Source organism: Agromyces protaetiae (assembly GCF_004135405.1).
Classification (GTDB): domain Bacteria; phylum Actinomycetota; class Actinomycetes; order Actinomycetales; family Microbacteriaceae; genus Agromyces; species Agromyces protaetiae.
In genome coordinates, this window is sequence record NZ_CP035491.1 from 3,616,438 (window position 1) to 3,638,516 (window position 22,079).

At 70.9% G+C, this 22,079-nt stretch carries 17 protein-coding genes, 1 tRNA gene, 1 other RNA gene and 2 pseudogenes; 9 read left to right on the top strand and 12 right to left on the bottom strand.

Features of this window, described 5'->3' with window-relative positions; genetic code table 11:
- Positions 1–27 precede the first annotated feature (27 nt).
- The 4 genes from ET445_RS16760 to ET445_RS16775 form a co-directional block, all read right to left on the bottom strand.
- A complete protein-coding gene (locus tag ET445_RS16760; protein WP_129192284.1) occupies positions 28–1,188 on the bottom strand; it encodes a GGDEF domain-containing protein in 1,161 nt (386 codons plus the stop codon).
- Positions 1,185–2,843: a sensor histidine kinase gene (locus tag ET445_RS16765; protein ID WP_129192285.1), complete on the bottom strand. Its 1,659-nt coding sequence runs from the start codon at positions 2,841–2,843 to the stop codon at positions 1,185–1,187. The genes ET445_RS16760 and ET445_RS16765 overlap by 4 nt, the downstream gene beginning before the upstream one ends.
- A gap of 126 nt (positions 2,844–2,969) precedes the next feature.
- On the bottom strand, positions 2,970–4,025 hold the full coding sequence (locus ET445_RS16770) for an aspartate-semialdehyde dehydrogenase (protein WP_129192286.1): 1,056 nt from the start codon (positions 4,023–4,025) through the stop codon (positions 2,970–2,972).
- A 271-nt stretch (positions 4,026–4,296) separates the two neighbouring features.
- The gene (locus tag ET445_RS16775; protein WP_129192287.1) at positions 4,297–5,571 is read right to left on the bottom strand and encodes an aspartate kinase; all 1,275 of its coding nucleotides are present in this window, start codon (positions 5,569–5,571) and stop codon (positions 4,297–4,299) included.
- A 129-nt stretch (positions 5,572–5,700) separates the two neighbouring features.
- Here ET445_RS16775 and ET445_RS16780 point away from each other — a divergent pair, with 129 nt between their 5' ends.
- Together ET445_RS16780 and ET445_RS16785 are read left to right on the top strand one after the other, a co-directional pair.
- Positions 5,701–6,222 carry a hypothetical protein gene (locus ET445_RS16780; RefSeq protein ID WP_129192288.1) on the top strand — a complete coding sequence of 174 codons (522 nt, stop codon included), beginning with the start codon at positions 5,701–5,703 and terminating at the stop codon, positions 6,220–6,222.
- A 233-nt stretch (positions 6,223–6,455) separates the two neighbouring features.
- Positions 6,456–6,818 carry a YybH family protein gene (locus ET445_RS16785; protein WP_129192289.1) on the top strand — a complete coding sequence of 121 codons (363 nt, stop codon included), beginning with the start codon at positions 6,456–6,458 and terminating at the stop codon, positions 6,816–6,818.
- Positions 6,819–6,830: 12 nt separating this feature from the next.
- Here ET445_RS16785 and recR read toward each other — a convergent pair whose 3' ends face one another.
- Both recR and ET445_RS16795 read right to left on the bottom strand, forming a co-directional pair.
- On the bottom strand, positions 6,831–7,427 hold the full coding sequence (gene recR, locus ET445_RS16790; RefSeq protein ID WP_129192290.1) for a recombination mediator RecR: 597 nt from the start codon (positions 7,425–7,427) through the stop codon (positions 6,831–6,833).
- Positions 7,428–7,429: 2 nt separating this feature from the next.
- Positions 7,430–9,763 carry a DNA polymerase III subunit gamma and tau gene (locus ET445_RS16795; protein ID WP_129192291.1) on the bottom strand — a complete coding sequence of 778 codons (2,334 nt, stop codon included), beginning with the start codon at positions 9,761–9,763 and terminating at the stop codon, positions 7,430–7,432.
- Positions 9,764–9,887: 124 nt separating this feature from the next.
- On the opposite strand from ET445_RS16795, the gene ET445_RS16800 reads away from it, so the two are divergent.
- Positions 9,888–10,259, top strand: coding sequence for a TraR/DksA family transcriptional regulator (locus ET445_RS16800; protein WP_129192292.1), 372 nt, complete (start codon positions 9,888–9,890; stop codon positions 10,257–10,259).
- 54 nt (positions 10,260–10,313) lie between these two features.
- Here ET445_RS16800 and ET445_RS16805 read toward each other — a convergent pair whose 3' ends face one another.
- The 4 genes and pseudogenes from ET445_RS16805 to pta form a co-directional block, all read right to left on the bottom strand.
- Entirely contained in the window at positions 10,314–11,654 is a 1,341-nt protein-coding gene (locus ET445_RS16805; RefSeq protein WP_129192293.1) for an MFS transporter, read from the bottom strand.
- Complete coding sequence (locus tag ET445_RS16810; protein WP_129192294.1) at positions 11,651–12,241, bottom strand: ArsR/SmtB family transcription factor; 591 nt, start codon at positions 12,239–12,241, stop codon at positions 11,651–11,653. Before ET445_RS16810 ends, ET445_RS16805 begins: the two co-directional genes overlap by 4 nt.
- 66 nt (positions 12,242–12,307) lie before the next feature.
- Positions 12,308–13,510: an acetate/propionate family kinase gene (locus ET445_RS16815; protein WP_129192295.1), complete on the bottom strand. Its 1,203-nt coding sequence runs from the start codon at positions 13,508–13,510 to the stop codon at positions 12,308–12,310.
- Positions 13,507–15,661: pseudogene (gene pta / locus ET445_RS16820) on the bottom strand (phosphate acetyltransferase). The gene ET445_RS16815 and the pseudogene pta overlap by 4 nt, the downstream one beginning before the upstream one ends.
- Positions 15,662–15,810: 149 nt before the next feature.
- Between pta and ET445_RS18350 the strand changes: the two are divergent.
- From ET445_RS18350 to ET445_RS16845, 6 genes and pseudogenes are all read left to right on the top strand, one after another.
- Positions 15,811–16,500 (top strand): annotated as a pseudogene (locus ET445_RS18350) (flavin-containing monooxygenase); the annotation flags it as partial.
- Between the two features lie 179 nt (positions 16,501–16,679).
- Positions 16,680–17,201: an NAD(P)/FAD-dependent oxidoreductase gene (locus ET445_RS18355; RefSeq protein ID WP_279433483.1), complete on the top strand. Its 522-nt coding sequence runs from the start codon at positions 16,680–16,682 to the stop codon at positions 17,199–17,201.
- Positions 17,198–18,154 (top strand): bile acid:sodium symporter family protein, encoded by a 957-nt coding sequence (locus ET445_RS16830; RefSeq protein ID WP_129192296.1) that lies wholly within the window; start codon positions 17,198–17,200, stop codon positions 18,152–18,154. The genes ET445_RS18355 and ET445_RS16830 overlap by 4 nt, the downstream gene beginning before the upstream one ends.
- Positions 18,151–19,116 carry an NAD-dependent epimerase/dehydratase family protein gene (locus ET445_RS16835; protein WP_129192297.1) on the top strand — a complete coding sequence of 322 codons (966 nt, stop codon included), beginning with the start codon at positions 18,151–18,153 and terminating at the stop codon, positions 19,114–19,116. Before ET445_RS16830 ends, ET445_RS16835 begins: the two co-directional genes overlap by 4 nt.
- 250 nt (positions 19,117–19,366) lie before the next feature.
- An RNA gene (gene ffs / locus ET445_RS16840) (signal recognition particle sRNA small type) lies at positions 19,367–19,463 on the top strand.
- Positions 19,461–19,545 (top strand) — tRNA-Ser (locus ET445_RS16845). The genes ffs and ET445_RS16845 overlap by 3 nt, the downstream gene beginning before the upstream one ends.
- Positions 19,546–19,593: 48 nt before the next feature.
- Here the strand turns inward: ET445_RS16845 and ET445_RS16850 are convergent.
- Both ET445_RS16850 and ET445_RS16855 read right to left on the bottom strand, forming a co-directional pair.
- The gene (locus ET445_RS16850) at positions 19,594–20,778 is read right to left on the bottom strand and encodes an IS481 family transposase (RefSeq protein WP_129188301.1); all 1,185 of its coding nucleotides are present in this window, start codon (positions 20,776–20,778) and stop codon (positions 19,594–19,596) included.
- 145 nt (positions 20,779–20,923) lie between these two features.
- Entirely contained in the window at positions 20,924–21,946 is a 1,023-nt protein-coding gene (locus tag ET445_RS16855) for a Vgb family protein (RefSeq protein WP_129192298.1), read from the bottom strand.
- Between the last annotated feature and the right edge of the window lie 133 nt (positions 21,947–22,079).

Sequence of the window (22,079 nt, forward strand, 5' to 3'; positions counted from 1 at the left end):
GAGGCATCCGCTCGCCGTTCTCACCGCTCACTCGCCCGACGCGATCTCGACCGCGTCGCCGCCTGCCGCCCGCGCGCCCTCGGCCGCGCGCCCCGCGGCCGCGAGCAGTGTCGCCAGGTCGTACCCGTGCTCGTCGGTGCCGGCGAGGCCGATGCTCGCCGACATCCTGAGGCCCTGAGCCTGATCGATCGGACGATCCCGCAACCCGGCCTGCATCGCTTCGGCGGCACGGCGCGCCTCCTCGAGGCGCACGAAGCCCGCGACGACGACGAGCTCCCCCGGCGAAGGCGCGCCGATCGCGGCATCCGCCGGAGCGTACCGGCGCACACCCACGATGAAGCGCGCGACGATCTCGTCGGCCGCCGACCGGCCGAACGCCGTCGTGATCGCGTCGAGCTCGTCGAGCCGCACACGCGCGACGACGAGCTGCTCGTCGTGGAAGTCCGCCCGTTCGAGCCGGTCCCCCGCGACCACCCGGAACGCGGCCTCCGTCAGCACCCCCTCGGGCGTGAAGAGCGACGCGAACGTACCGCGACCGCCGCTCCGCGGCAGCCGCTCGGCCTGCAGGATGAGCAGGCACGACACCGCGAGCACGATGAGGGCGATGAACACGAGCGCCGTCGCCTCGCTCGAGAAGTACGTCGTGAACCACGGGTCGTCGGGGCCGCCGATGACGAACACTGTGAGCCGGGCGGTCGTGAACACCGCGACGACCGCGAAGACCGCCGTGAGCCCTCGCGCCGCCCAGCTCTCGCGCATGGGCGCCCGCAGCGTCTCGAGCGCGCCGAGCACGGCGAACACGACGACGAGTCCGAGGAGCACGGCGCCGCCCGCCCATGCGCCCCCCGCCGGGCCAGCGGCGAGCACCGCGATCGCCGTCGCGGCGGCGCCGAGCGCCGGGACCCACACGAGATCGCGGCGGCCGTTGAACGCGCGCGCGCCCGACCACAGCAGTCCGACCGTCATGACGATGCCCGCGTCGGCGACGACGACCGCCCACCACGCGCCGGGCAGGGCGACCCAGATCTCGTTCGCGATCGACGCGAGGATGCCCGCCATGAACGCGACCGTCCAGATGCGCCCGGCCGCGTCGGGCCGCCGCAGCAGTGTGTCGAGGATGAAGACGACGCCCGCCGTGATCCCGACGGTGTTGAGCGCGAGTTGGATGGTCGCGAGATCGAGGGTCACGAGACATCCGCCCCTTCCTCGCCGACCGCTCCCGCGACCGGCAGCCGCACGACGACCGTCGTGCCCGACCCCGGTTCGCTGTCTATCTCGATCGTTCCGCCGTGCCGCTCGACGATCTCGCGCGTGATGCCGAGCCCGAGCCCGCTGCCGTGCTCGGTGCCCTGCCGGACGCCGTCGGCGCGGTAGAACCGGTCGAAGACGCGCGGCAGTTCGGTCTCGGGGATGCCGATGCCCGTGTCGCGCACGACGATCCACGCCGTCGACCCGTCGGAGGTCGCCCCGATCGCGACCTCGCCGCCGTCGCGGTTGTACTTGATCGCGTTCGAGAGCAGGTTGTCGACGACCTGCCGGATGCGGAATCCGTCGACCTCGGCGCGCACGTGCTCGGCGGCCGTCACGACGACGCGGATGCCTCGCTCGTCCGATCTCGGACGCAGCGCCTCGACCGCCTCGACGACGATCTCCCCGAGGTCGACGTCCTCGCGGCGGAGCGGTTCGGGGCCGCCCGTCTGCTTCGCCCCCTGGAGGATCGCCCCGATGAGGTCGAGCATGCGTTCGCCGTTCCGTTCCATGATCTGGAGGTTCCGCCGCACGCCGTCGGGCAGTGCGGGGTCTTCGAGCGAGAGGTCGACGTAGCCGAGCACCGACGTCATCGGCGTGCGGAGCTCGTGCGACACCGAGGCGACGAGGTCATCGCGCGCGCGCACCGCGCGGAGTTCGGCGGTCACGTCGCGTGCGACGGTGACGCTTCCGTCGACCTCGCCGTCCTCGTCGTGGAGGCGCCTCGACGTCACCGCGAGCGCCCGGAGGCCGCCCGACCCGTCGGGCACCCACGTCACGACGTCGTCGAACTCCTCCCCCGCGGCAGCCCGGTTGAACGGCAGCGCCTCGGCGAGAAGCGGCGTCGCACGGTCCTCGCCGAAGGCGACGCCGTCGCGTGCCGAATCCGGGTCGCCGACGTCGAGCCCGTACAGGCGCGCGTACGAGCGGTTCATGATCGCACCGCTGCCGTCGCGGCCCTGCCGGATGACGCCGAAGTCGACGGCGTCGAGCACGTCGGCGAGGAGCGCCTCCTGCCGGTTCGCCCGCCGCAGCGCCCGTTCGAGCTGCCGCGTCTGCGCGCGCAGCAGCACGCGCTGCGCCCTCGCGCGCCGGCTCGTGAGGTACGCGCTCGTCGCGACGAACACGAGCGCGATCGGCAGCAGGACGACGGCCGCGATGCTCGCGGGCGTGAACTCGCGGTCGGCCACGATCTCGGACCCCCACACGGCACCGCTCGTGAGCACGATCGCCGTCACGGCCCCGCGGAGGCCGAAGTAGCTCGCGAGCCAGATCGTCGGGAACACCCACAAGAGCCCGATGCCCGAAGTCGGATCCCCCACGCGCACGAGCGTGACCGCGACGATATCGAGCACGGGCACGATCATGACGAGAGAACGCGGCAGCCGATGCCACGGCACGAAGACCGTGACGCCCGTCGTCACGAAGGCGAGCGCGACGCCCGCGAGGATCTCAGGCCGGGTGACCCGCGATGCGGCGAGGAGCTGAAGGGTGAACACGACGACCACGAGGACGACGCCGAACAACAGTTGCGAGAGCACGACCGAGCGGTCGAACGTGGCGCTCCGCCCCTGCGGTTCCCCCGAACCCGGCATGTTCAGAGCCTACTGGCCGGGTGCGCCCGGGACGGCGAACGGCCGGCCCCCAAAGGGACCGGCCGTTCGTTCGCGCTTTCGCGCTTTCGCGCTTTCGCGCTTTCGCGCTTTCGCGCAGAGGATGTCTCAGACGCTCGCGGGAAGCTTCGCCGCGACGAGCTCGGCGATCTGCACGGCGTTGAGGGCCGCCCCCTTGCGCAGGTTGTCGTTCGAGATGAAGAGCACGAGGCCCTTGCCGTCGGGCGCCGACTGGTCTTGACGGATGCGGCCCACGTAGCTCGGGTCCTGGCCGGCGGCCTGGAGGGGCGTCGGGATGTCGCTGAGCTCGACGCCCGGCGCCGACGCGAGGATCTCGGTCGCGCGCTCGGGCGTGATGGGGTTCGCGAACTCGGCGTGGATCGAGAGGGAGTGGCCCGTGAAGACCGGCACGCGCACGCACGTGCCCGCGACCCGCAGGCCCGGCAGTTCGAGGATCTTTCGGCTCTCGTTGCGGAGCTTCTTCTCTTCGTCGGTCTCGAGGTCGCCGTCGTCGACGATCGAGCCCGCGAGCGGGATGACGTCGAACGCGATCGGGCGCGGGAACTTCTCGGGCTCGGGCAGCGTGACCGCCCGACCGTCGTGCACGAGGCCGAGGGTGTTCTGCTCGAGCGCGGCCTTCGCCTGCTCGTAGAGTTCTTCGCCGCCCGCGAGACCCGCCCCCGACACGGCCTGGTAGGTCGAGATGACGAGCCGCTCGAGGCCCGCCTCGGTGTCGAGGGGCTTCAGCACGGGCATCGCGGCCATCGTCGTGCAGTTGGGGTTCGCGATGATGCCCTTCACGGCCTCGTCGATCGCGTGCGGGTTGACCTCGGCGACGACGAGCGGCACCTCGGGGTCCATGCGCCAGCCCGACGAGTTGTCGATGACCGTGACGCCGGCCGCGGCGAAGCGGGGCGCCTGCGCCTTCGACGTCGTCGCACCTGCCGAGAAGATCGCGATGTCGAGGCCCGTGGGGTCGGCGGTCGCGGCGTCTTCGACGACGACGTCCTCGCCCTTCCACGGAAGGGTCGTGCCGGCCGAGCGCGCGGAGGCGAAGTAGCGAATGGATGCCACGGGGAACGCGCGCTCCTCGAGCAGCTTGCGCACGACCGCGCCGACCTGACCGGTCGCGCCGACGACTCCGATGTTCACTCCGTCAACCATCTCTTGCTCCTCAGACTTGTTCGTGTTGCGTGTTGCTCAAGCTCATGCTGCTCATGTGCTGCTCGCGCCCAGCCACCCCACCCAATCCGGCCCCAGCCCAGCCCCCCAGCCCGCCCCCAGCCCCCCGCCCCCAGCCCAATCAGTTTGTCGGACATCTGCGGCAATGTCGGACACGTTGGGGCGAATACGTCCGACAAACAGCCGTTTGTCCGACAAACCACGGATGAGGGTCGGCCATTCCCGGATGCCTCGGACGAGACATCCTGACTGCTCAGCGACCCGTGCCCGCGTGGACGACCGCGTCTTCTTCGGCGTCGAGGTCGAACGCCGTGTGCACGGCGCGCGCCGCCGCGTGGACGCTGTCGGCGCGCGTCACGACCGAGATGCGGATCTCGCTCGTCGAGATCATCTCGATGTTGATGCCGGCCTCGAAGAGCGCCTCGAAGAGCCGCGCCGAGACGCCCGTCGCCGAGCGCATGGCCGCACCGACGAGCGAGAGCTTGCCGATCTGGTCGTCGTACTGCAGCGACTCGAACCCGACGAGCGTCTGCACGCTGTTGAGGGCCTGCAGGGCCTTCTCGCCGTCGGTCTTCGGCAGCGTGAACGAGATGTCGGTGAGGCCCGTCGTCGCGGCCGACACGTTCTGCACGATCATGTCGACGTTCGCGTTCGACTGCGCGACGGTCTTGAAGATGGCGGCGGCTGCGCCGGGCTTGTCGGGCACGCCCACGACGGTGATCTTCGCTTCGCTCAGATCGACCGCGACACCGGCGATGACGGAATCTTCCACAGCTGCTCCTTCGGGAAGCCGCGAGGGGTCGTAGACGATCGTCCCCTCGTTGTTGTTGAACGACGAACGCACGTGGAGCGTGACGCCGTGGCGGCGCGCGTACTCGACGGCACGGATGTGCAGCACCTTGGCGCCCGAGGCCGCGAGTTCGAGCATCTCTTCGCTCGTGACCTTGTCGAGCTTGCGCGCCTTCTTGACGACGCGCGGGTCGGACGTGAACACGCCGTCGACGTCGGTGTAGATCTCGCACACGTCGGCGTCGAGCGCCGCGGCGAGCGCGACCGCCGTCGTGTCGCTGCCGCCGCGGCCGAGCGTCGTGATGTCGCGCGACTCGCGGCTGAAGCCCTGGAAGCCCGCGACGATGACGATCGCGCCCTCGTCGAGCGCTTCGCGGAGGCGCACCGGAGTGACGTCGACGATGCGTGCGGCGCCGTGCGTGGCATCCGTGATCATGCCGGCCTGGCTGCCCGTGAAGCTGCGCGCCTCGTGCCCCATGCCCTTGATCGCCATCGCGAGGAGCGCCATCGAGATGCGCTCACCGGCCGACAACAGCATGTCGAGCTCGCGCGGCGCCTGGATGGGCGTGACCTCGTTCGCGAGGTCCATGAGCTCGTCGGTCGTGTCGCCCATCGCCGACACCGCGACGACGACGTCGTTGCCCGCCTTGCGGGTCTCGACGATGCGCTTGGCGACACGCTTGATGCTCTCGGCGTCGGCGACGGACGAACCGCCGAATTTCTGCACGATCAAGCTCACGTGGTCTCCACAGGATGGGGTGGGGTTGGGAGATTTCATCATACGGCGGCCGGAATGCGCGCTCTGCCATGTGACGGACGGGCGTCGGATGCCTCGTGCTGCGGCGCTTCGCGCCGGTAGCATGCGGCCATGGACGGGCTGCTCGAGGGATGGTCGGAGTTCAACGTCGCGATGGCGGGCGCGACGGCCGCGCTCGCGGGCCTGCTGATCGTCGCGATGTCGGTCAACATCCAGACGATCACGTCGAGCAAGTCGCTGCCCGCCCGGGTCGCCTCGACGCTCGCGACCCTCGTTGCGGCGATCGCCGCGACGGCGTTCGGCCTCGTCCCGGACCAGCCCATCCGGGTCTACGGGCTCGTCGTGCTCGTCGTCGCACTCGCTGCGGCAGGCTTCGAGGGGCACGCGATCCGCACGATCCTCGCCGATCGCGAACGGTCGGTGACCGCGCGCGAGCGCGTCTCGAAGATCGTCGCGGGCGCGGCGCCCGTCGTCGTCTACCTCGCGGGGGCGATCGCGGTGCTCGTGGGCGGGGGTGGGCCCGATGCCGCGACCGCGTCGGCCGGCCTGTGGCTCATCGGTCTCGGCGCGATCGTCGCGATCGCCTCCGCGATCGTGCACGCGTGGATCGTGCTCGTCGAAGTGCTGCGCTGATCCCCTCGCCTCTTCCCCCTCGCGCAATTCAGGACGAACCGCCGCCGAGGCGGCGTGTCGCGGCGCGACACGCCGCATCCGGTCGGCTTCTTCCTGAATTGCTGCAGTCACCGGGTTGCGCGCGCAAAACGTCGCCGAGCGGATGTCTCCGGGCTCGCGCCCGGGCCCCGCCGCTCCCGAGACATCCTCGCGCTTCGCTTGACGCCGCGGCGCGCGCCCGATGGAATGGCGGCATGCCGAGCGCAGCAGCCGAATGGGTCGCCGGATACGTGCAGGCGTGGCAGACGAACGACCCCGCCGACATCGGGGCGCTCTTCACCGACGACGCCGTCTACCTCACAGCCCCCGACGCGACCCCTCGACGCGGGCGCGATGCGATCGTCGCCGGATGGCTCGAAGACCTCGACGAGCCGGGGACGTGGGCGTTCGACTGGCGTCTCCTGCACGAGGCACCGGGCATCGCGTTCATCCAAGGACGCACCGTGTACCCGGCGCGCGGCAACGACTACGTGAACCTGTGGGTGCTGCGCCTGGCCGACGACGGCCGCGCGACCGAGTTCACCGAGTGGTACATGCCGCGGCCGCACAAGGGCTGACGAGGAGCCTGCTCAGCCGACGACGCGACGCCCTTCGAACGCGCGGCCGAGGGTGACCTCGTCGGCGTACTCGAGGTCGCCGCCCACGGGAAGCCCCGACGCGAGGCGCGTGACCTTGATCTCGAGCGTCGTGAGCAGGCGGCTGAGGTAGGTGGCCGTCGCCTCGCCCTCGAGGTTCGGGTCGGTCGCGATGATGACCTCCTGCACGCTGCCGTCGGCGAGGCGCTGCATGAGCTGGCGGATGCGGAGCTCGTCGGGGCCGACGCCGTCGATGGGGCTGATCGCCCCGCCGAGCACGTGGTACAGCCCGCGGAACTCGCGCGTGCGCTCGATCGCGACGACGTCTTTGGCCTCTTCGACGACGCAGATGAGCGCCGGGTCGCGGCGCGGGTCGCGGCAGATCGAGCACGTCGCCTCTTCGGAGACGTTGCCGCAGATCTCGCAGAACCGCACCTTGTCGCGGATCGTGAGGAGGATCTCGGCGAGCCGCGTCACGTCGAAGTGCTCGGTCTGCACGATGTGGAACGCGATGCGCTGCGCCGACTTCGGCCCGATGCCCGGGAGCCGGCCCAACTCGTCGATGAGGTCTTGGACGATGCCTTCGTACACGCTCAGCCACGCTCCCCGTCGACGTCGACCTCTTCGAGGAAGGTCGCACCGAGCACCTCGCGCACGACGGCTTCGCCGTAGCGCTGGATGCCGTCGGCGGGCGCCGCAGGCGCGTTCGGGCGGCGCGGTTCGGCGCGCTTCGGCGCCTGGCGCGCGGGCGCGGTCGGCGCGGCCTTCGCGGCGGATGCCTCGGGCGCGGCCTGTGCCGGACGCGGCGCCTGTCGGGGTGGCGCCTTCGGCGTGTCGCCCGGGTCGCGGTCGTAGTCGGGATCGAACGGCGGCTCGTCGTCGAAGGGCGGCGCGTCGTCGTCGCTCGGCGGGGGCACGTCGGCGGGCGCACGGCTCGGCGACGGGCGCTCGGCGAGCGCGGTCGAGGTGCGCGAAGGCGACGCGGATGCCTCGGGGCCGGTCACCGCGGCCGGGTCGGCCGGGATCGAGACCGTCGCCCATGAATCGACGGGGCCGCTCGCCTGCAGCGCGGGCGCGGGCGAGGGCGCGGGCGAGGACGCCGACGCGGACGGGGACGACTGCTTCGGCGACGCCGTGGACGATGAGGCCGGGGCGGGCGGTGCCTGCCGTTGCACCGGAGGCGCGGCCCGCGCGGTCTGCCCCGGCGCGGGCGCAGGCGCCGGAGGCGCGGTCGGGCCGCCTTGCGGGGCTGCAGGAGCCGACGACTGGTCGCGACCGCCGCCCGCGCCGATCACGCGAGGCAGGAACTTGACCTGCACGCCGAGCACGTCGGCGATCGCGGTGCGGAGGAACTCGGCCGGGTTCTGCCCGGGGGCGCCGCTGCGGAGGTCGTCGACGTCGTTCTGGCTCGGGAACCCGAGGACGAGCACGTCTCCGTCGCGGTACTCGATGACCTGCGCAGTGAGCGCCGCCATCCACGCGGTGCGCTTGGTGCGCTCGAGCACCCCGAGGATCTCGGGCCACGCGTCGCGTACGAGCTGGAGCGTCACGGGGCCGACCCGCACGGGCTTCGCCGCAGCCGCAGGCTCGGCCTCGGCAGCACGCTCGGGCTTCACCGCCTCGGCGGGAGCCGCGGGAGCGGGAGGAGCCGCAGGCTCGGAGGGAGCCGCAGTCGGCGCCTGTTGCGCAGCGCGTGCGGCCGGGGCATCCGCCCGCTCGTCACGCGACGCGACCGGCGCACTCGACGCACCGGCAGCCCCCTCGACGCCCACCCGTCGCTCGAGCCGCTCGACGCGCGCGAGCGCGCCGCGCTCGGTGTCGTCGGAGGCGGGCACGAGCACGCGCGCGAGCATGAGCTCGAGGTGGAGGCGCGGGGAAGTCGCGCCCGTCATCTCGGTGAGGGTCTGGCTCACGAGGTCGGCAGTGCGCGAGAGCTCGGCGGCGCCGAACGCGCGCGCCTGCGACGCCATGCGGGCGAGCTCGTCGGCGGGCACGCCGCGCAGGACCGCCGCGGCGGCCTCGGGCGACGACGCCGCGACGACGATGAGGTCGCGCAGGCGCTCGAGCAGGTCTTCGACGAATCGCCTCGGGTCTTGCCCGGTCTGCACGACCCGGTCGGCCGCCGCGAACGCGCCCGCCGCATCGTGCGCGCCGATCGCGTCGACGACCTCGTCGAGCAGGGCGCCGTGCGTGTAGCCGAGGAGCGCGACCGCGCGCTCGTAGTCGATCGTCGACCCCTCGGAGCCCGCGATGAGCTGGTCGAGGAGGGAGAGCGTGTCGCGCGGCGACCCGCCGCCCGCCCGCACGACGAGGGCGAGCACGCCCGGCTCGACGCCGATGCCCTCTTCGTCGCACAGCTTCTGCACGTACTCGAGCATGGGAGCCGGCGGCACGAGCCGGAACGGGTAGTGGTGCGTGCGCGAACGGATCGTGCCGAGCACTTTGTCGGGCTCGGTCGTCGCGAAGATGAACTTCACGTGCTCGGGCGGCTCTTCGACGATCTTGAGGAGCGCGTTGAACCCGCCCGACGTGACCATGTGCGCCTCGTCGATGATGAAGATCTTGTAGCGGTCGCGTGCGGGGGCGTACACCGCGCGCTCGCGCAGGTCGCGGGCGTCGTCGACGCCGCCGTGGCTCGCGGCGTCGATCTCGACGACGTCGAGCGACCCGCCGCCGCCGCGCGAGAGCTCGACGCAGCTCGGGCACACCCCGCACGGCGAATCGGTGGGGCCCTCGGCGCAGTTGAGGCAGCGTGCGAGGATGCGCGCCGACGTCGTCTTGCCGCAGCCGCGCGGGCCGCTGAAGAGATAGGCGTGGTTCACCCGGTCGGTGCGGAGCGCCGTCATCAACGGGTCGGTGACCTGCGACTGGCCGATCATCTCGGCGAACGTCTCAGGCCGATAGCGGCGATACAGGGCGGTGACCACGACCCAATGCTAGTCAGCCCCGCCGACACCCGGCCCTGCGTGCCGCTCAGGCTGTGAGGCACACTTCCGGCGTAGCATGGCGCGACGGGTGCCGCGCGATGACGCCGGCAGAAGGGAGCGCCCCATGACGAGGAGTTTCACCCCAGAACGCATCGCGAAGTTCGAGCGCCTCCTGCAGGCCGAACTCACCGAGGCCTCGAGCAGACTCGCCGAGCACCGCGAGGGCATGGCCGAAGTGCGCTCCGCGCGCGCGGGCACGCAGGCCGACGACGAGCACGACCCCGAGGGCCCCACGATGACCCAGGAGTGGTCGCAGCGCACCGCCGTCCTCGCCGACGCGCAAGCCGAGCTCACCGATGTCGACCGCGCGCTCGCGCGCCTCGCCGACGGGACCTACGGGGTCTGCGAACGCTGCGGCAAGCCGATCGCCGTCGCGCGGCTCGAAGCCCGCCCGACCGCGACGCTCTGCATCGACTGCGCCCGGCTCCAGCGCTGAGGCGCGAGCGCTGACCCGCGCACGACCCGGCCTGCGCATGTCCCACGGCCCGGCTCACGCCCGGGCGGCCGCGAGCCCTGAGAACGTCCGCAACAGCAGCGGACTGGCGCCCAAGGCGGCGTAGAGCAGTCCAGCACCCGCGAGCGTCGGCACGAGTCCGAACGCCTCGACCGCGAGCCCGCCGCAGAGCGCCCCGAGCGGCATCGTCGCGGCGACCCCTGCCGTCGTCGCCCCGAAGACGCGCGCCCGCATGCCCTCGGGGACGAGTCCGTACATCGCCGTCGAGATCATGGGGTTCAGAGAACCCGCCGCCAAGCCCGAGAGCACGAGCACGGGCAACAGCACGGATGCCTCGGCGCCCGCCGCCATCGCGAGGTAGGGCGGTGCGCCCGCGAGCACGAAGCACAGGGCGAACATGACGCGCCCCGACACGCGGTGCCCGACCGCCCCGAACAGCGCCGACCCGGCCAGGGCGCCTGCGGCGAAGCATCCGAGCATGAATCCGAGGAGCGCCGGGTCGCCGAGCACGCGCGTCGCATAGACGGGCTTCAAGACCGTGACGCCCGCCGCGTCGATCGCGTTCGTCAGGGTCACGAGCGCGACGAGCGCGCGCAGGAGCGGCGTGCGCCAGACGAACCGGATGCCTGCGGCGAAGCTGCCGAGCAGTGCCGAGGGGCGCTCGCCGTCGGCCGCGCTCGCGTCGGCGCCGGCCTCGCGCGCGTCCGGCGCGACGGCCTGCGTCTCGACGGCCCGTGGCACGAACGCAGCGATCACGCCCGCCGCGACCGCGAACCCGATCGCGTCGACGACGAGCGCCGACATCGCCCCGAACGACGCGACGAGCACGCCCGCGAGGCCCGCGCCGATCATCGACGCCGTGCGCTGCACGGCCGACTGGGCGCCCGCGGCGCGGGCGAGCGGGGTGCGCGCGAGCGCGGCGAGGTCGGGCATGAGCGAGGTCTTCGCGGTGTCGCCCGGGGTGTCGAGGAGCCCGCCGAGGAACACGAGCGCGAGGAGCGCCCCGAACGGCAGCCCGACGGTCGCGTGCAGGAGCGGGACGGCGGCGACGGCGAGCGCACTCGCGAGGTCGGCGACGATGCTCGAGATGCGGAACCCGAACCGGTCGACGAGCACTCCGCCGAGCGCTCCCCCGATGACGAGCGGGACGGTCGCGAAGACACCCGCAGTGCCCGCCGCGAGCGGCGATCCGGTCTGCTGGAGGGCGAGGATCGGGATCGCGACCATCGCGAGCGCGTTGCCCGAGAGCGATGCGAATTGCGCCGTGAACAGGGCCACGAGCGGCAGACGTCGGCGGGGAGCATCCGGAATCTCGCGCGTCGGGAAGGCGGCTGCGCCGCCGTCGACGGATGCCTCGGCCGCACGCCGCTCGCTCATCGCTCGACCCTCGGGAAGGCGTGCGTGATGAGCCGCACGGTGCGCGTGCCGTCGCGGCGGTCGCGACCGCGCGCGAACCACTTGTCGCGGACGGCGGCGAGGTCCGCGGCGAGTTCGCGGAACTCGTCGAGGGTCAGGTGCGCGGCGATGTCGCTCGAATCGGATGCCTCGATCCACTCGGGTTCGAGGGTGAGCTCGGCCTCGAGCGCGTCGAGGAGCTCGCGGTGGTACGAGTCGAGCACGGCGCGACGCATGGCCTCGGACGCATCGCGCCGCTCGGGATCTCCTGCCGCGCTCTCGGCGCCGACGTGCGTGAAGTCGTGCACGGCCTGCCACCACCGCTCGCGGCGGTCGCGCGCGAGTTCAGGCACCTCGACGACGAACCCGTGCTTCGCGAGGGTCTGGAGGTGGTAGCTCACCGATCCCGCGGCTTCGCCCGAGCGTTCGGCGAGTTGCCCGACCGTCGCCGGGCCGTCGACGCGCAGCATGCCGAGCAGGCGCAGGCGCACGGGGTTCGCGAGGGCGCGCAGCGGCCCGGGGTCGCGGACGTCGATGCTCGTGGGCTCGGTGCTCGTGGGCTCGGTCATGCCTCCACGATAATTCTACAAGAACTGTTGTACAAGTCTTCTTGTAGAACTTCGGAGGTCTCCCGCTTACCCCCCGACCGCGGCCGCCGTCTCCCGGGCGATCTCGAGCTCTTCGTTCGTCGGCACGACGAGCACCTCGACCTTCGAGGCATCCGAAGACACCCGCCGCGCGACCGACGCGCGCACCGCGTTCAGCGACGGATCGAGCTCGACGCCGAACCTCTCGAGGCCCGCGAGCGCCCACTCGCGCACGAGCGACGAGTTCTCGCCGACCCCCGCCGTGAACACGATCGCATCGACCCGCCCGAGCTGTGCCGCATACGCCCCGATGTAGCCGCGCAGCCGATGCGCGTACACCTCGAGCGCGAGCGTCGCGTCGGGGTCGCCCGCGGCCGAGGCCTGCTCGACGTCGCGCATGTCGGCGTGTCCGCTGAGCCCCAGGACACCGCTCTGCGAATTGAGGAATGCGTCGACGGCGTCGACCGACAGCCCCGCCCGGCGCTGCAGGTAGACGAGGACGGCGGGGTCGAGGTCGCCCGACCGCGTGCCCATCACGAGCCCCTCGAGCGGCGTCAGCCCCATGCTCGTGTCGACCGAGCGCCCGCCCGACACGGCGCACGCCGACGCCCCGTTGCCGAGGTGCAGGATGATGAGCCGCAGGTCTTCGAGCGGCTTCCCGAGGAACTCGGCGGTCGCGTGCGACACGAAGCGGTGGGATGTCCCGTGGAAGCCGTACCTGCGGATGCGATGCTTCGCGGCGAGCTTCTTGTCGATCGCGTAGGTGTAGGCCGCAGGAGGCATCGTCTGGTGGAACGCCGTGTCGAACACCGCCACATGCGGCACATCGGGGAACGCCCGCTGCGCGGCCTCGATGCCCGCGAGGTTCGCGGGATTGTGGAGCGGCGCGAGCGCCGACAACTCGTCGATGTTGATCTTCACGAGCGGCGTCACGATCGTCGGTTCGAAGAACCGGGCGCCGCCCTGCACGACACGGTGCCCCACCGCCGCCGGCGCGAACTCGGCGAGCGACGGGCCGTGCTCGGCGAAGGCCGCGACCATGACGTCGAACGCCGCGAAATGGTCGGGCGCCGAGACATCCGAATCCCACCGCCCGTCGCCGTCGCCGCTCGAATTCGAATGCCGCGCCGCCGCGTCGCCCGAGCCGATGCGCTCCACGAGCCCGCTCGCGAGAGTCGTCGACGACTCCACGTCGATGAGCTGGTACTTGAACGACGAAGAACCCGAGTTCACGACCAGCACGACCCTCACGAGACATCCCCCTCGGCCTGGATCGCGGTGATCGCGACCGTGTTCACGATGTCCTGAACGAGCGCCCCCGCGACAGGTCGTTGACCGGCTTGCGGAGACCCTGCAGCACCGGCCCGATCGCGACCGCGCCCGCCGAACGCTGCACCGCCTTGTAGGTGTTGTTGCCCGTGTTGAGGTCGGGGAAGATGAACACCGTCGCGCGCCCCGCGACCGTCGAATCGGGCAGCTTCGCACGCGCCACCGCGACGTCGGCCGCCGCGTCGTACTGGATGGGCCCTCGACCGGCAGGTCGGGAGCCCGCAGCTTCACAAGATCCGTCGCCGTGCGCACCTTGTCGACGTCGACGCCCGACCCCGACTCCCCCGTCGAGTACGACAGCATCGCGACGCGCGGCTCGATGCCGAACTGGGTCGCGGTACCCGCCGAAGAGATCGCGATGCCCGCGAGCTGCTCGGCCGTGGGATCGGGCACGACCGCGCAGTCGCCGTAGACGAGCACGCGGTCGGCGAGCGCCATGAGGAACACGCTCGAGACGACCGACACGTCGGGCTTCGTCTTGATGATCTCGAACGCCGGACGGATCGTGTGCGCCGTCGTGTGCATCGCGCCAGACACCATTCCGTCCGCGAGGCCCAGCTCGACCATCATCGTGCCGAAGTACGACACGTCTTGCACCGTGTCGCGCGCCGCCTCGAACGTCACGCCCTTGTGCGCGCGACGCCGGCGGTACTCCTCGGCGAACTTCAGCACGAGCACGGGGTCGTGGTTCGACACGACCTTCGCCTTCGAGATGTCGAGCCCGAGCCCGATCGCGCGCGCGCGGATCTCGATCTCCTCGCCGAGGATCGTGAGGTCGGCGACCTCGCGCGCGAGGAGCGTCGCGGCAGCCCGCAGGATGCGGTCGTCGTAGCCCTCGGGCAGCACGATGTGCTTCTTCGCGCGCCGTGCGCGTTCGAGCAGGCCGTACTCGAACATGAGCGGCGTCACGACGTCGGTTCGGGCGACGTCGAGCGCGTCGAGGAGCGCCTGCCCGTCGATATGGGTCTCGAAGAGGGAGAGGGCGGTGTCGCGCTTGCGCTGCGACTCGGCCGCGAGCCGACCGCGGGTCTGCGTGATCGCGACCGCCGTCTCGTACGTCGGCGAATCGGTGCGGATGATCGGCAGTCCGGATCGGATGCCCTCGACGAGACGATCGACCGTCTCGGGCAGGGGGAATCCGCCCGTCAGCACGATCGCCGAGATCGACGGGAACGTCGCCGCGTGGTGGGCCGTCAACACGCCGAGGAGCACCTCGCTGCGGTCGCCCGGGACGATGACGACCGCGCCCTCCACAAGGTGATCCAGCACGTGCTCCATCGACATCGCCGCGACGACGACCGCGAGCGCCTCGCGCTCGAGCAGGCCCGTGTCGCCCGACGCGAGCTCGCCGTGCACGGCCTGCATGATCGTGCGCACTGACGGCGCGACGAGGTACTGGTCTTCGGGGATCGCCCACACGTGCGGGCGACCGCCCGCCGCGGCGAGCACGTCGGCCTCGGCGAGCGCGGACGTCGCGCTCACGGCCGCGATGATCTCGGGCAGCTTCTCGGCGTCGGCGCGGTTCACGACGACGCCGAGGATCGTCGCGTGCTCGCGCGCGAGCTCGTCGAGCGAGATCTCGGCGAGCTGGGCGAGCTCGTCGGGGGTGCGCGCCTCGGTCGTGCCCTTGCCCTCGGAGGTCGGACCCGACCGCGCCCGACGTCCGCCGAGTGCGAACAGCACCGGCACGCCGAGGTTCGCCGCGATGCGGGCGTTGTACCCCAGCTCGGTCGGACTGCCGATGTCGGTGTAGTCGGAGCCGATGACGACGACGGCGTCGCACTTCGCCTCAACCGCCTTGAACCGACGCACGATCTTCGCGAGCGCCGCGTCGGCGTCGGTGTGGACCTCGTCGTAGGTCGCCCCGATCGCTTCGTCGTACGGGATGTCGACGACGCCGTCGTAGCCCAGCATGAGTTCGAGCACATAGTCGGGTTCGTCGACCGACCGCGTGATCGGGCGGAAGACACCGACCCGCGAGACCCTTCTCACGAGCGTGTCGAGCGTTCCGAGCGCGACGGTCGACTTGCCCGTGTTGCCCTCGGCGGAACAGATGTAGATGCTGTGCGCCACGGCACCAGCCTATTGGCGCAGGGGGCGCCGCGGGAGGGAGAAACCTCGGCGCCGAGACATCCGGCTTATGCTGTCCTGACGCCCGCGCTCCCCACGCGGTGCCGCCGCACCCGAAGCGGCACGCTCCACTCGAGACACAGGAGTCTTCTGTGAACCCCATCGCCGTCATCGGCGCGGGGCCGTCCGGCCTCGCCGGTGCGCGCGCCCTCGCCCGCGCGGGCCTTCCGTTCGTCGTCTTCGAAGCCGCCGACGACGTGGGCGGACTCTGGAACATCGACAACCCCCGCTCGACGGTGTACGAGTCGGCGCACCTCATCTCGTCGCGCACGACGACCGAGTTCGCCGAGTTCCCGATGGACTCCGAGACCGACTACCCGGGCCACCGCGAACTGCACCGCTACTTCCGCGAGTTCGCCGACCGGTTCGGCCTCCGCGAGCACATCCGATTCGGTCGCAAGGTCACGAAGGTCGAGCCCGTCGACGGCGATGCGACCGGGAAGAGCGGATGGCTCGTGACGACGGTGTCCGCACACGGCGACGCCGAGACATCCGCCGAAGCAACCGAGACCTTCTCGGCCGTCGTGCTCGCGAACGGCACCCTCGCCGAACCGAACGTGCCCACGTTCGCGGGCGAGTTCACGGGCGAGATCGTGCACACGAGCGCGTACAAGTCGGCGAGCGTCTTCGACGGCAAGCGCGTGCTCATCATCGGCGCCGGAAACTCGGGGTGCGACATCGCCGTCGACGCGGTGCACCACGCGGCATCCGTCGATCTGAGCGTGCGCCGCGGCTACTACTTCGTGCCGCGCTACCTGTTCGGCAAGCCCGCCGACACGCTCAACCAGGGCCGTCCGCTGCCCGCGCGCCTCAAGCAGGCGTTCGACTCGCGCGTGCTGAAGCTGTTCACGGGCGACCCCGTGAAGTTCGGGTTCCCGAAGCCCGACTACAAGATCTACGAGTCGCACCCGATCGTGAACACGCTCGTGCTGCACCACCTCGGCCAGGGGACCTCCGCATCATGCCCGACATCGAGCGGTTCGACGGCACGACCGTGCACTTCACGGACGGACGCAGCGCCGACTACGACCTCGTCATGCTCGCGACGGGCTACACGCTCGACTACCCGTTCGTCGACAAGCAGCTCCTCAACTGGACGAACGCGTCGCCGACGCTCTACCTCAACGTGTTCCCGCCGTCGTTCAACGGGCTGTTCGTGCTCGGCATGATCGAGGCGTCGGGCATCGGCTGGCAGGGGCGCGCCGAGCAGGCCGAGCTCGTCGCCGCCTACCTCGCCGCCGTGCGCGACGCGCCCGAGCGGGCGGCCGCGTTCAGAGCGCGGGCGGATGCCCCGTGGCCCGACCTGACGGGCGGGTACAAGTACCTGGGGCTCGACCGCATGTCGTACTACGTCAACAAAGACGCCTACCGCCGCACGGTCAAGAAGCTGGCGCGTACGCTGCCTGCATTGCCGCAGGCGGCGGCTGAGACATCCGCCACCGCTCCTTCCGCCTCTCCCACCCCTGAAGGGACCCGCGCATGAACGTCGACGACGTCGTCGTGAACTTCGCCCCCGGCTCGCTCGTGATCTTGAACGTCGTGCTCGGGTTCATCATGTTCGGCATCGCGCTCGACACGACCGTCGACGACTTCAAGGCCGTCGCGAAGGCGCCGAAGGCGATGATCATCGCGCTCGTCACGCAGATCGTCCTGCTGCCCGCCGTGACGTTCGGGCTCACGCTGCTGCTGCAGGTGCAGGGGTCGATCGCGCTCGGCATGATCCTCGTGGCGTGCTGCCCGCCCGGCAACATCTCGCAAGTGCTGACCTACCGCTCGCGCGGCAACGTCGCCCTGTCGGTGTCGATGACGGCCGTCACGAACGTCATCTACATCTTCGTGCTGCCGCTGAACTTCGCGTTCTGGGGCGGTCTGCACCCGACCGGCTCGGCGTTCCTCGAGCAGGTGAGCCTCAACGGGTGGCAGATGATGCTCGAGATCCTCCTCATCATCGGCCTGCCGTTCGCCGTCGGGTTCCTCCTGCGGGCGCGCTTCCCGAGGTTCGCGGCGAAGGTGCAGCCGTGGGCGCGCTGGATCAGCCTCCTCGCCCTCGTCGGGTTCATCGTCGCCGCCCTCGCGGGCAACTGGGCGGTGTTCGTGTCGGTGCTCGGCATCGTGCTGTCGGTCGTGTTCCTGCACGACGCCGTCGCGCTCGCCCTCGGCTACGGCGCCGCGCGCATCGGCGGGCTGCCGCCGCGCGACCGCAAGGCCATCACGTTCGAGGTCGGCATCCGAAACGCGGGCCTCGGCCTCGGCCTCGTGTTCACGTTCTTCCACGGGCTCGGCGGCATGGCCGTCGTCGCCGGCTGGTGGGGCGTGTGGGACATCATCGCCGGCCTCATCGTCGCGACGCTGTGGGCGCGGCATTCGAAAAAGCGCGAGGGGGCGGATGCCTCGGGCGTCGCCTCTTCCGCTTCCGCGCCTGAGGCGACTGCATGAAGCGCATCCTCGTCACGGGCGGAAGCGGGTTCCTGGGGTCTTCTGCGGTTCGGGCGCTGTCGGAGCATCCGCATGTCTCGCTCGTCGTCTCCGCGGACGTGCGGTCGCCTGCCGACTCCGCCGCGCTGCCTGACGGCGTCGTCTTCGAGCGCGTCGACGTGACGGTGCCCGGCGACATCGCCGCCGCCCTCGCCGCCCACTCGATCGACACGATCGTGCACCTCGCCGCGATCGTGAACCCCGGCACGGTCGGCGAAGACGTCGAGCGCCGGGTCGACGTCGACGGCACCCGCAACGTGCTCGAAGCCGCCGTCGCCGCGGGCGTGACCCGCATCGTCGTGTCATCGTCGGGCGCCGCCTACGGCTACCACGCCGACGCGCCCGAGTGGCTCACCGAGGACGACCCGATCCGCGGCAACGAGGAGTTCAGCTACTCGCGCCACAAGCGGCTCGTCGAGGAGATGCTGGCTTCGTATCGGGCATCGCACCCGTCGCTCTCGCAAGTCGTGCTGCGCATCGGCACGATCCTCGGCCCGACCGTTCGCAACCAGATCACGGCGCTCTGGGACGGCCCGCGGCTCCTCGTCGTGCGCGGCAGCGACAGCCCGTTCGTGTTCGTGTGGGTCGACGACGTCGTCGGTGCGATCGTCGCGGGCGCTGTGGGCTCGTCTTCGGTGAGCGGCGCGTTCAACGTCGCGGGCGACGGCAAGGTCACGGTGCCCGAGATCGCCGCCCGGCTCGGCAAGAAGACGCTCGTCGTGCCCGCGGGGCTCCTCGCGTTCGCGCTCCGCGTCGGACACGCGCTGCGGTTGACCGTGCACGGCCCCGAACGCGTCGGGTTCCTCCGGTACCGGCCCGTGCTCGACAACACGAGGCTCAAGACCGTACTCGGCTACACGCCGCAGAAGACGAGCCGCGAGGCGTTCGAGGCCTTCGTCGCGGAGCGGTACCCGGGCGTCTGACGCCCATCCTGCCGTCTCCGCCCTGCCGTCTCCGCCCTGCCGTCTCCGCCCTTCCCGGCGGCCGCCGTCCACGCCGTAGGAGATTCTTGCCACCACGCCGGGGCCGACCCGGCGCGCCGCGCCGAATCTCCTACGGCGCGCGTGGGCGGGGCGGGCCGTGCGGGCCGGACCGTGCGGGCGGCGGGTCGGGCTGCCGGTCGGGTGCGACCGCCCGTGGTTCGGCGGGAGCATCGCGCTCAGGTAGACTGTCCCAGGCTCCTCACGTGGCGCCATCCAGGCCAACTCCCCCAGGGCGGAAACGCAGCAAGGGTAACCGGGCTCTGGCGGGTGCGTGAGGGGTCCCTGGAGGATTCGCCTAGTGGCCTATGGCGCACGCTTGGAAAGCGTGTTGGGTGAAAGCCCTCGGGGGTTCGAATCCCCCATCCTCCGCCGATGTGATGAGTCGCGACATAGGTCTCACCTGAGTCGCGACATAGGTCACGTTTTGAGAGCCCCGGGCCATCGGCCTGGGGCTCTCATCGTGTTGCGCCAGTAGGCCTTGTTGGGGTCGATGGTGTTGGTCGCGATGATTTCGCCGGTGCGGAGTGCGATGACGGTGACGGTGTGTTCGTCGGCGATGAGGATGACGGGTGTGCCGCGGTGGTTCGCGCCGATTCCGAGGTGGTGCATGCGGGCGGCACGGCGGAAGCTGATCTTGCCGTTGCTGCCGACGTGGTCGTGGCGGACGCGGTAGTGGATGGTGTCGGGGCGGCTGCTGGCGGGCGCGGCTTTCGGTGAGGCTGCGTAGGCGATCGCGGGAGTCGTTTCTCGAGCGCGGTGCGGGCGGTGCTGGTTGTAGTGCTCCCGGAATTGATTGAGCTGATGTTGCAGCTCGGGGATCGTGGTCGCGCGGGGTCGGGCGGTCAGCCAGCGTTTGAGGGTCTGGTGGAAGCGTTCGATCTTCCCCTGAGTCTGCGGGCGGTTCGGGGCGCCGTTCTTCTGCACGATGTTCAGTACGGCCAGGACGTATTCGAACGCGTTGCGTCCTCCGCCATGTCGGGCGGTGTAGACGCGGCCGTTGTCGGTCAGCGTGGACGCCGGCGGGCCGTAGTCGTCGACGCAGGCGAGAAACGTGTCCACGACGTCCTGGCCGGTGACCGGGTGGTGGACGGTGCAGGACAGCAGCAGGCGGGAGTGGTCATCGAGCCAGTTCAGGATCTCGACATCGGTGCCGTCGGCAAGGCGCCAGTGGGTGAAGTCGGATTGCCAGGTCTCGTTGGGCTGGGATGCTTCGAACCGCACGTAGGAGGATCTCGGACGCTTCCTCGGCTCGGGAATGATCAGGCCGGCGGCGTGCAGGACCCGTCGGATCGTGGACGTCGACGGCGGTCGCAGCCCTTCCGTGCGCAGATACCAGGCGATCGTGACCGGCCCGGCATCGCTTCCGGCGTCGGTCAGAGCGCGGCGCAGTTCGACGATGCGGTCCCGCACCCGGTCTGTCGTCTTCTGCGGTGAGGTTCGAGGGGCTCGGGAACGAGACTCCAGGCCATCCAGTCCCTCCTCCCGGTAACGGGCGAGGAGCCGGTGCAGATGCCGCCGAGAGAGTCCGTACTGCTCCGCCGCCTCGGTGACGGTGAGTTGCTTCGCGACGATCTTCAACACGATCACCCGGTGCTTCGACATGCCGCCGACTGTGACCTATGACGCGACTCATGAGCGACACATCACCTGTGACCTATGTCGCGAACTCAGACACCCCATCCTCCGCCGATTTCACCACCCGAACGCCCCTCGGCATGAAGCCCGGGGCGTTCGGCGTTCCGAGCGACTATCCCGGCGGGATCCGATAGAGCTTCAGCACGTCGTGGGCGGTGATCCAGACGGCGCCGTCGGCGGTGACCGCGACGCTGCCGCTGCCTTCCGCGGGAAGCAGTCGCTGCACGACGGCGTTCGTTGCAGGGTCGATCTCGACCGCGAGGCGGCTGGTCGCCTGCAGCCACACCGCATCGGCCGTGGCGACGATGTCCCCGCCGATGATGCCGAGCGGATTCGCGTCGATCGTCGCCGACACCTCATTCGTCTCGGGGTCCACTTTCGACACCCGGCCGCGCTGATCCATCACCCAGACCGCGTCGGGACCGACCGACAGGAACGTCGAACTGGGCGGGAGCTCGATCTCGGCGACGAGCTCACCGGTGCCGGGGTCGAAGCGCGCCAGCACACCGGTCGGCCTCGTCACCCACAGCGACCCGAACCCGCCGCGCACGGCCGCGATCGCGTCGGAGCCGGCGTCGAAGGTGTGGACCACGGCTCCCGACTCCGGGTCGAGACCGACGAGCGACCAGGCGCCGTCCGCGGCCGGCGGGATGCCCGCCCAGACGGCGTCCTCCGTGACGGCGATCGACGACTCCTGCGGTACACCGGGCGACGGCACAGCGAAGCGGACCGCGGTCCCGTCTGCGGGCGCGATCCGCACGAGCGCCGTCGCCTGGAGGTCGTCGGCCGCCTCAGCCGCCCAGATGTACCCGTGGCCGAACTCGAGCGCAGACCACACGGTCCCCGTTTCGACCTGGAACACCGGCGACATGGTGTCGTCGTACGCGACGATGCCCGGAGCGACGCCCGAGACCCACACCAGGTCGCCCGAAGACATCAGGAAGTCGCCGAAGGGCTCCACCTCGATCGACTCGGCACCGAGCTCGCCGATGTCGACGTCCGGAGGCTCCTCGGGCTCGGAGGCGGTTGGCGATGGCGACGGCCCGCTCGCGCCATCGGCGCAACCGGCCGCGGTGAGCAGGAGAGCGATCGCCCCGAGAACAGAGCACGAGCGGCGCACGCTGACGGCGTTCATGGCGACCCCCAAGTCCAGGTGTCGGCACGCACCCGAAGGCACGGTCGACCAGCCCTCACGGCGGCAAGATACTCCTGCACAAGGGGATCCGCATTCTGTGCCGACCCCGCGACATCCGCCGAAACAACGCGCC

Coding starts and splice junctions, on each gene's coding strand:
- ET445_RS16765 (WP_129192285.1), bottom strand. CDS start 2,843: ATGCCGGGTTCGGGGGAACCGCAGGGGCGGAGCGCCACGTTCGACCGC.
- ET445_RS16770 (WP_129192286.1), bottom strand. CDS start 4,025: ATGGTTGACGGAGTGAACATCGGAGTCGTCGGCGCGACCGGTCAGGTC.
- ET445_RS16780 (WP_129192288.1), top strand. CDS start 5,701: ATGGACGGGCTGCTCGAGGGATGGTCGGAGTTCAACGTCGCGATGGCG.
- ET445_RS16785 (WP_129192289.1), top strand. CDS start 6,456: ATGCCGAGCGCAGCAGCCGAATGGGTCGCCGGATACGTGCAGGCGTGG.
- ET445_RS16800 (WP_129192292.1), top strand. CDS start 9,888: ATGACGAGGAGTTTCACCCCAGAACGCATCGCGAAGTTCGAGCGCCTC.
- ET445_RS16805 (WP_129192293.1), bottom strand. CDS start 11,654: ATGAGCGAGCGGCGTGCGGCCGAGGCATCCGTCGACGGCGGCGCAGCC.
- ET445_RS16810 (WP_129192294.1), bottom strand. CDS start 12,241: ATGACCGAGCCCACGAGCACCGAGCCCACGAGCATCGACGTCCGCGAC.
- ET445_RS18355 (WP_279433483.1), top strand. CDS start 16,680: ATGCCCGACATCGAGCGGTTCGACGGCACGACCGTGCACTTCACGGAC.
- ET445_RS16830 (WP_129192296.1), top strand. CDS start 17,198: ATGAACGTCGACGACGTCGTCGTGAACTTCGCCCCCGGCTCGCTCGTG.
- ET445_RS16835 (WP_129192297.1), top strand. CDS start 18,151: ATGAAGCGCATCCTCGTCACGGGCGGAAGCGGGTTCCTGGGGTCTTCT.
- ET445_RS16850 (WP_129188301.1), bottom strand. CDS start 20,778: ATGTCGAAGCACCGGGTGATCGTGTTGAAGATCGTCGCGAAGCAACTC.
- ET445_RS16855 (WP_129192298.1), bottom strand. CDS start 21,946: ATGAACGCCGTCAGCGTGCGCCGCTCGTGCTCTGTTCTCGGGGCGATC.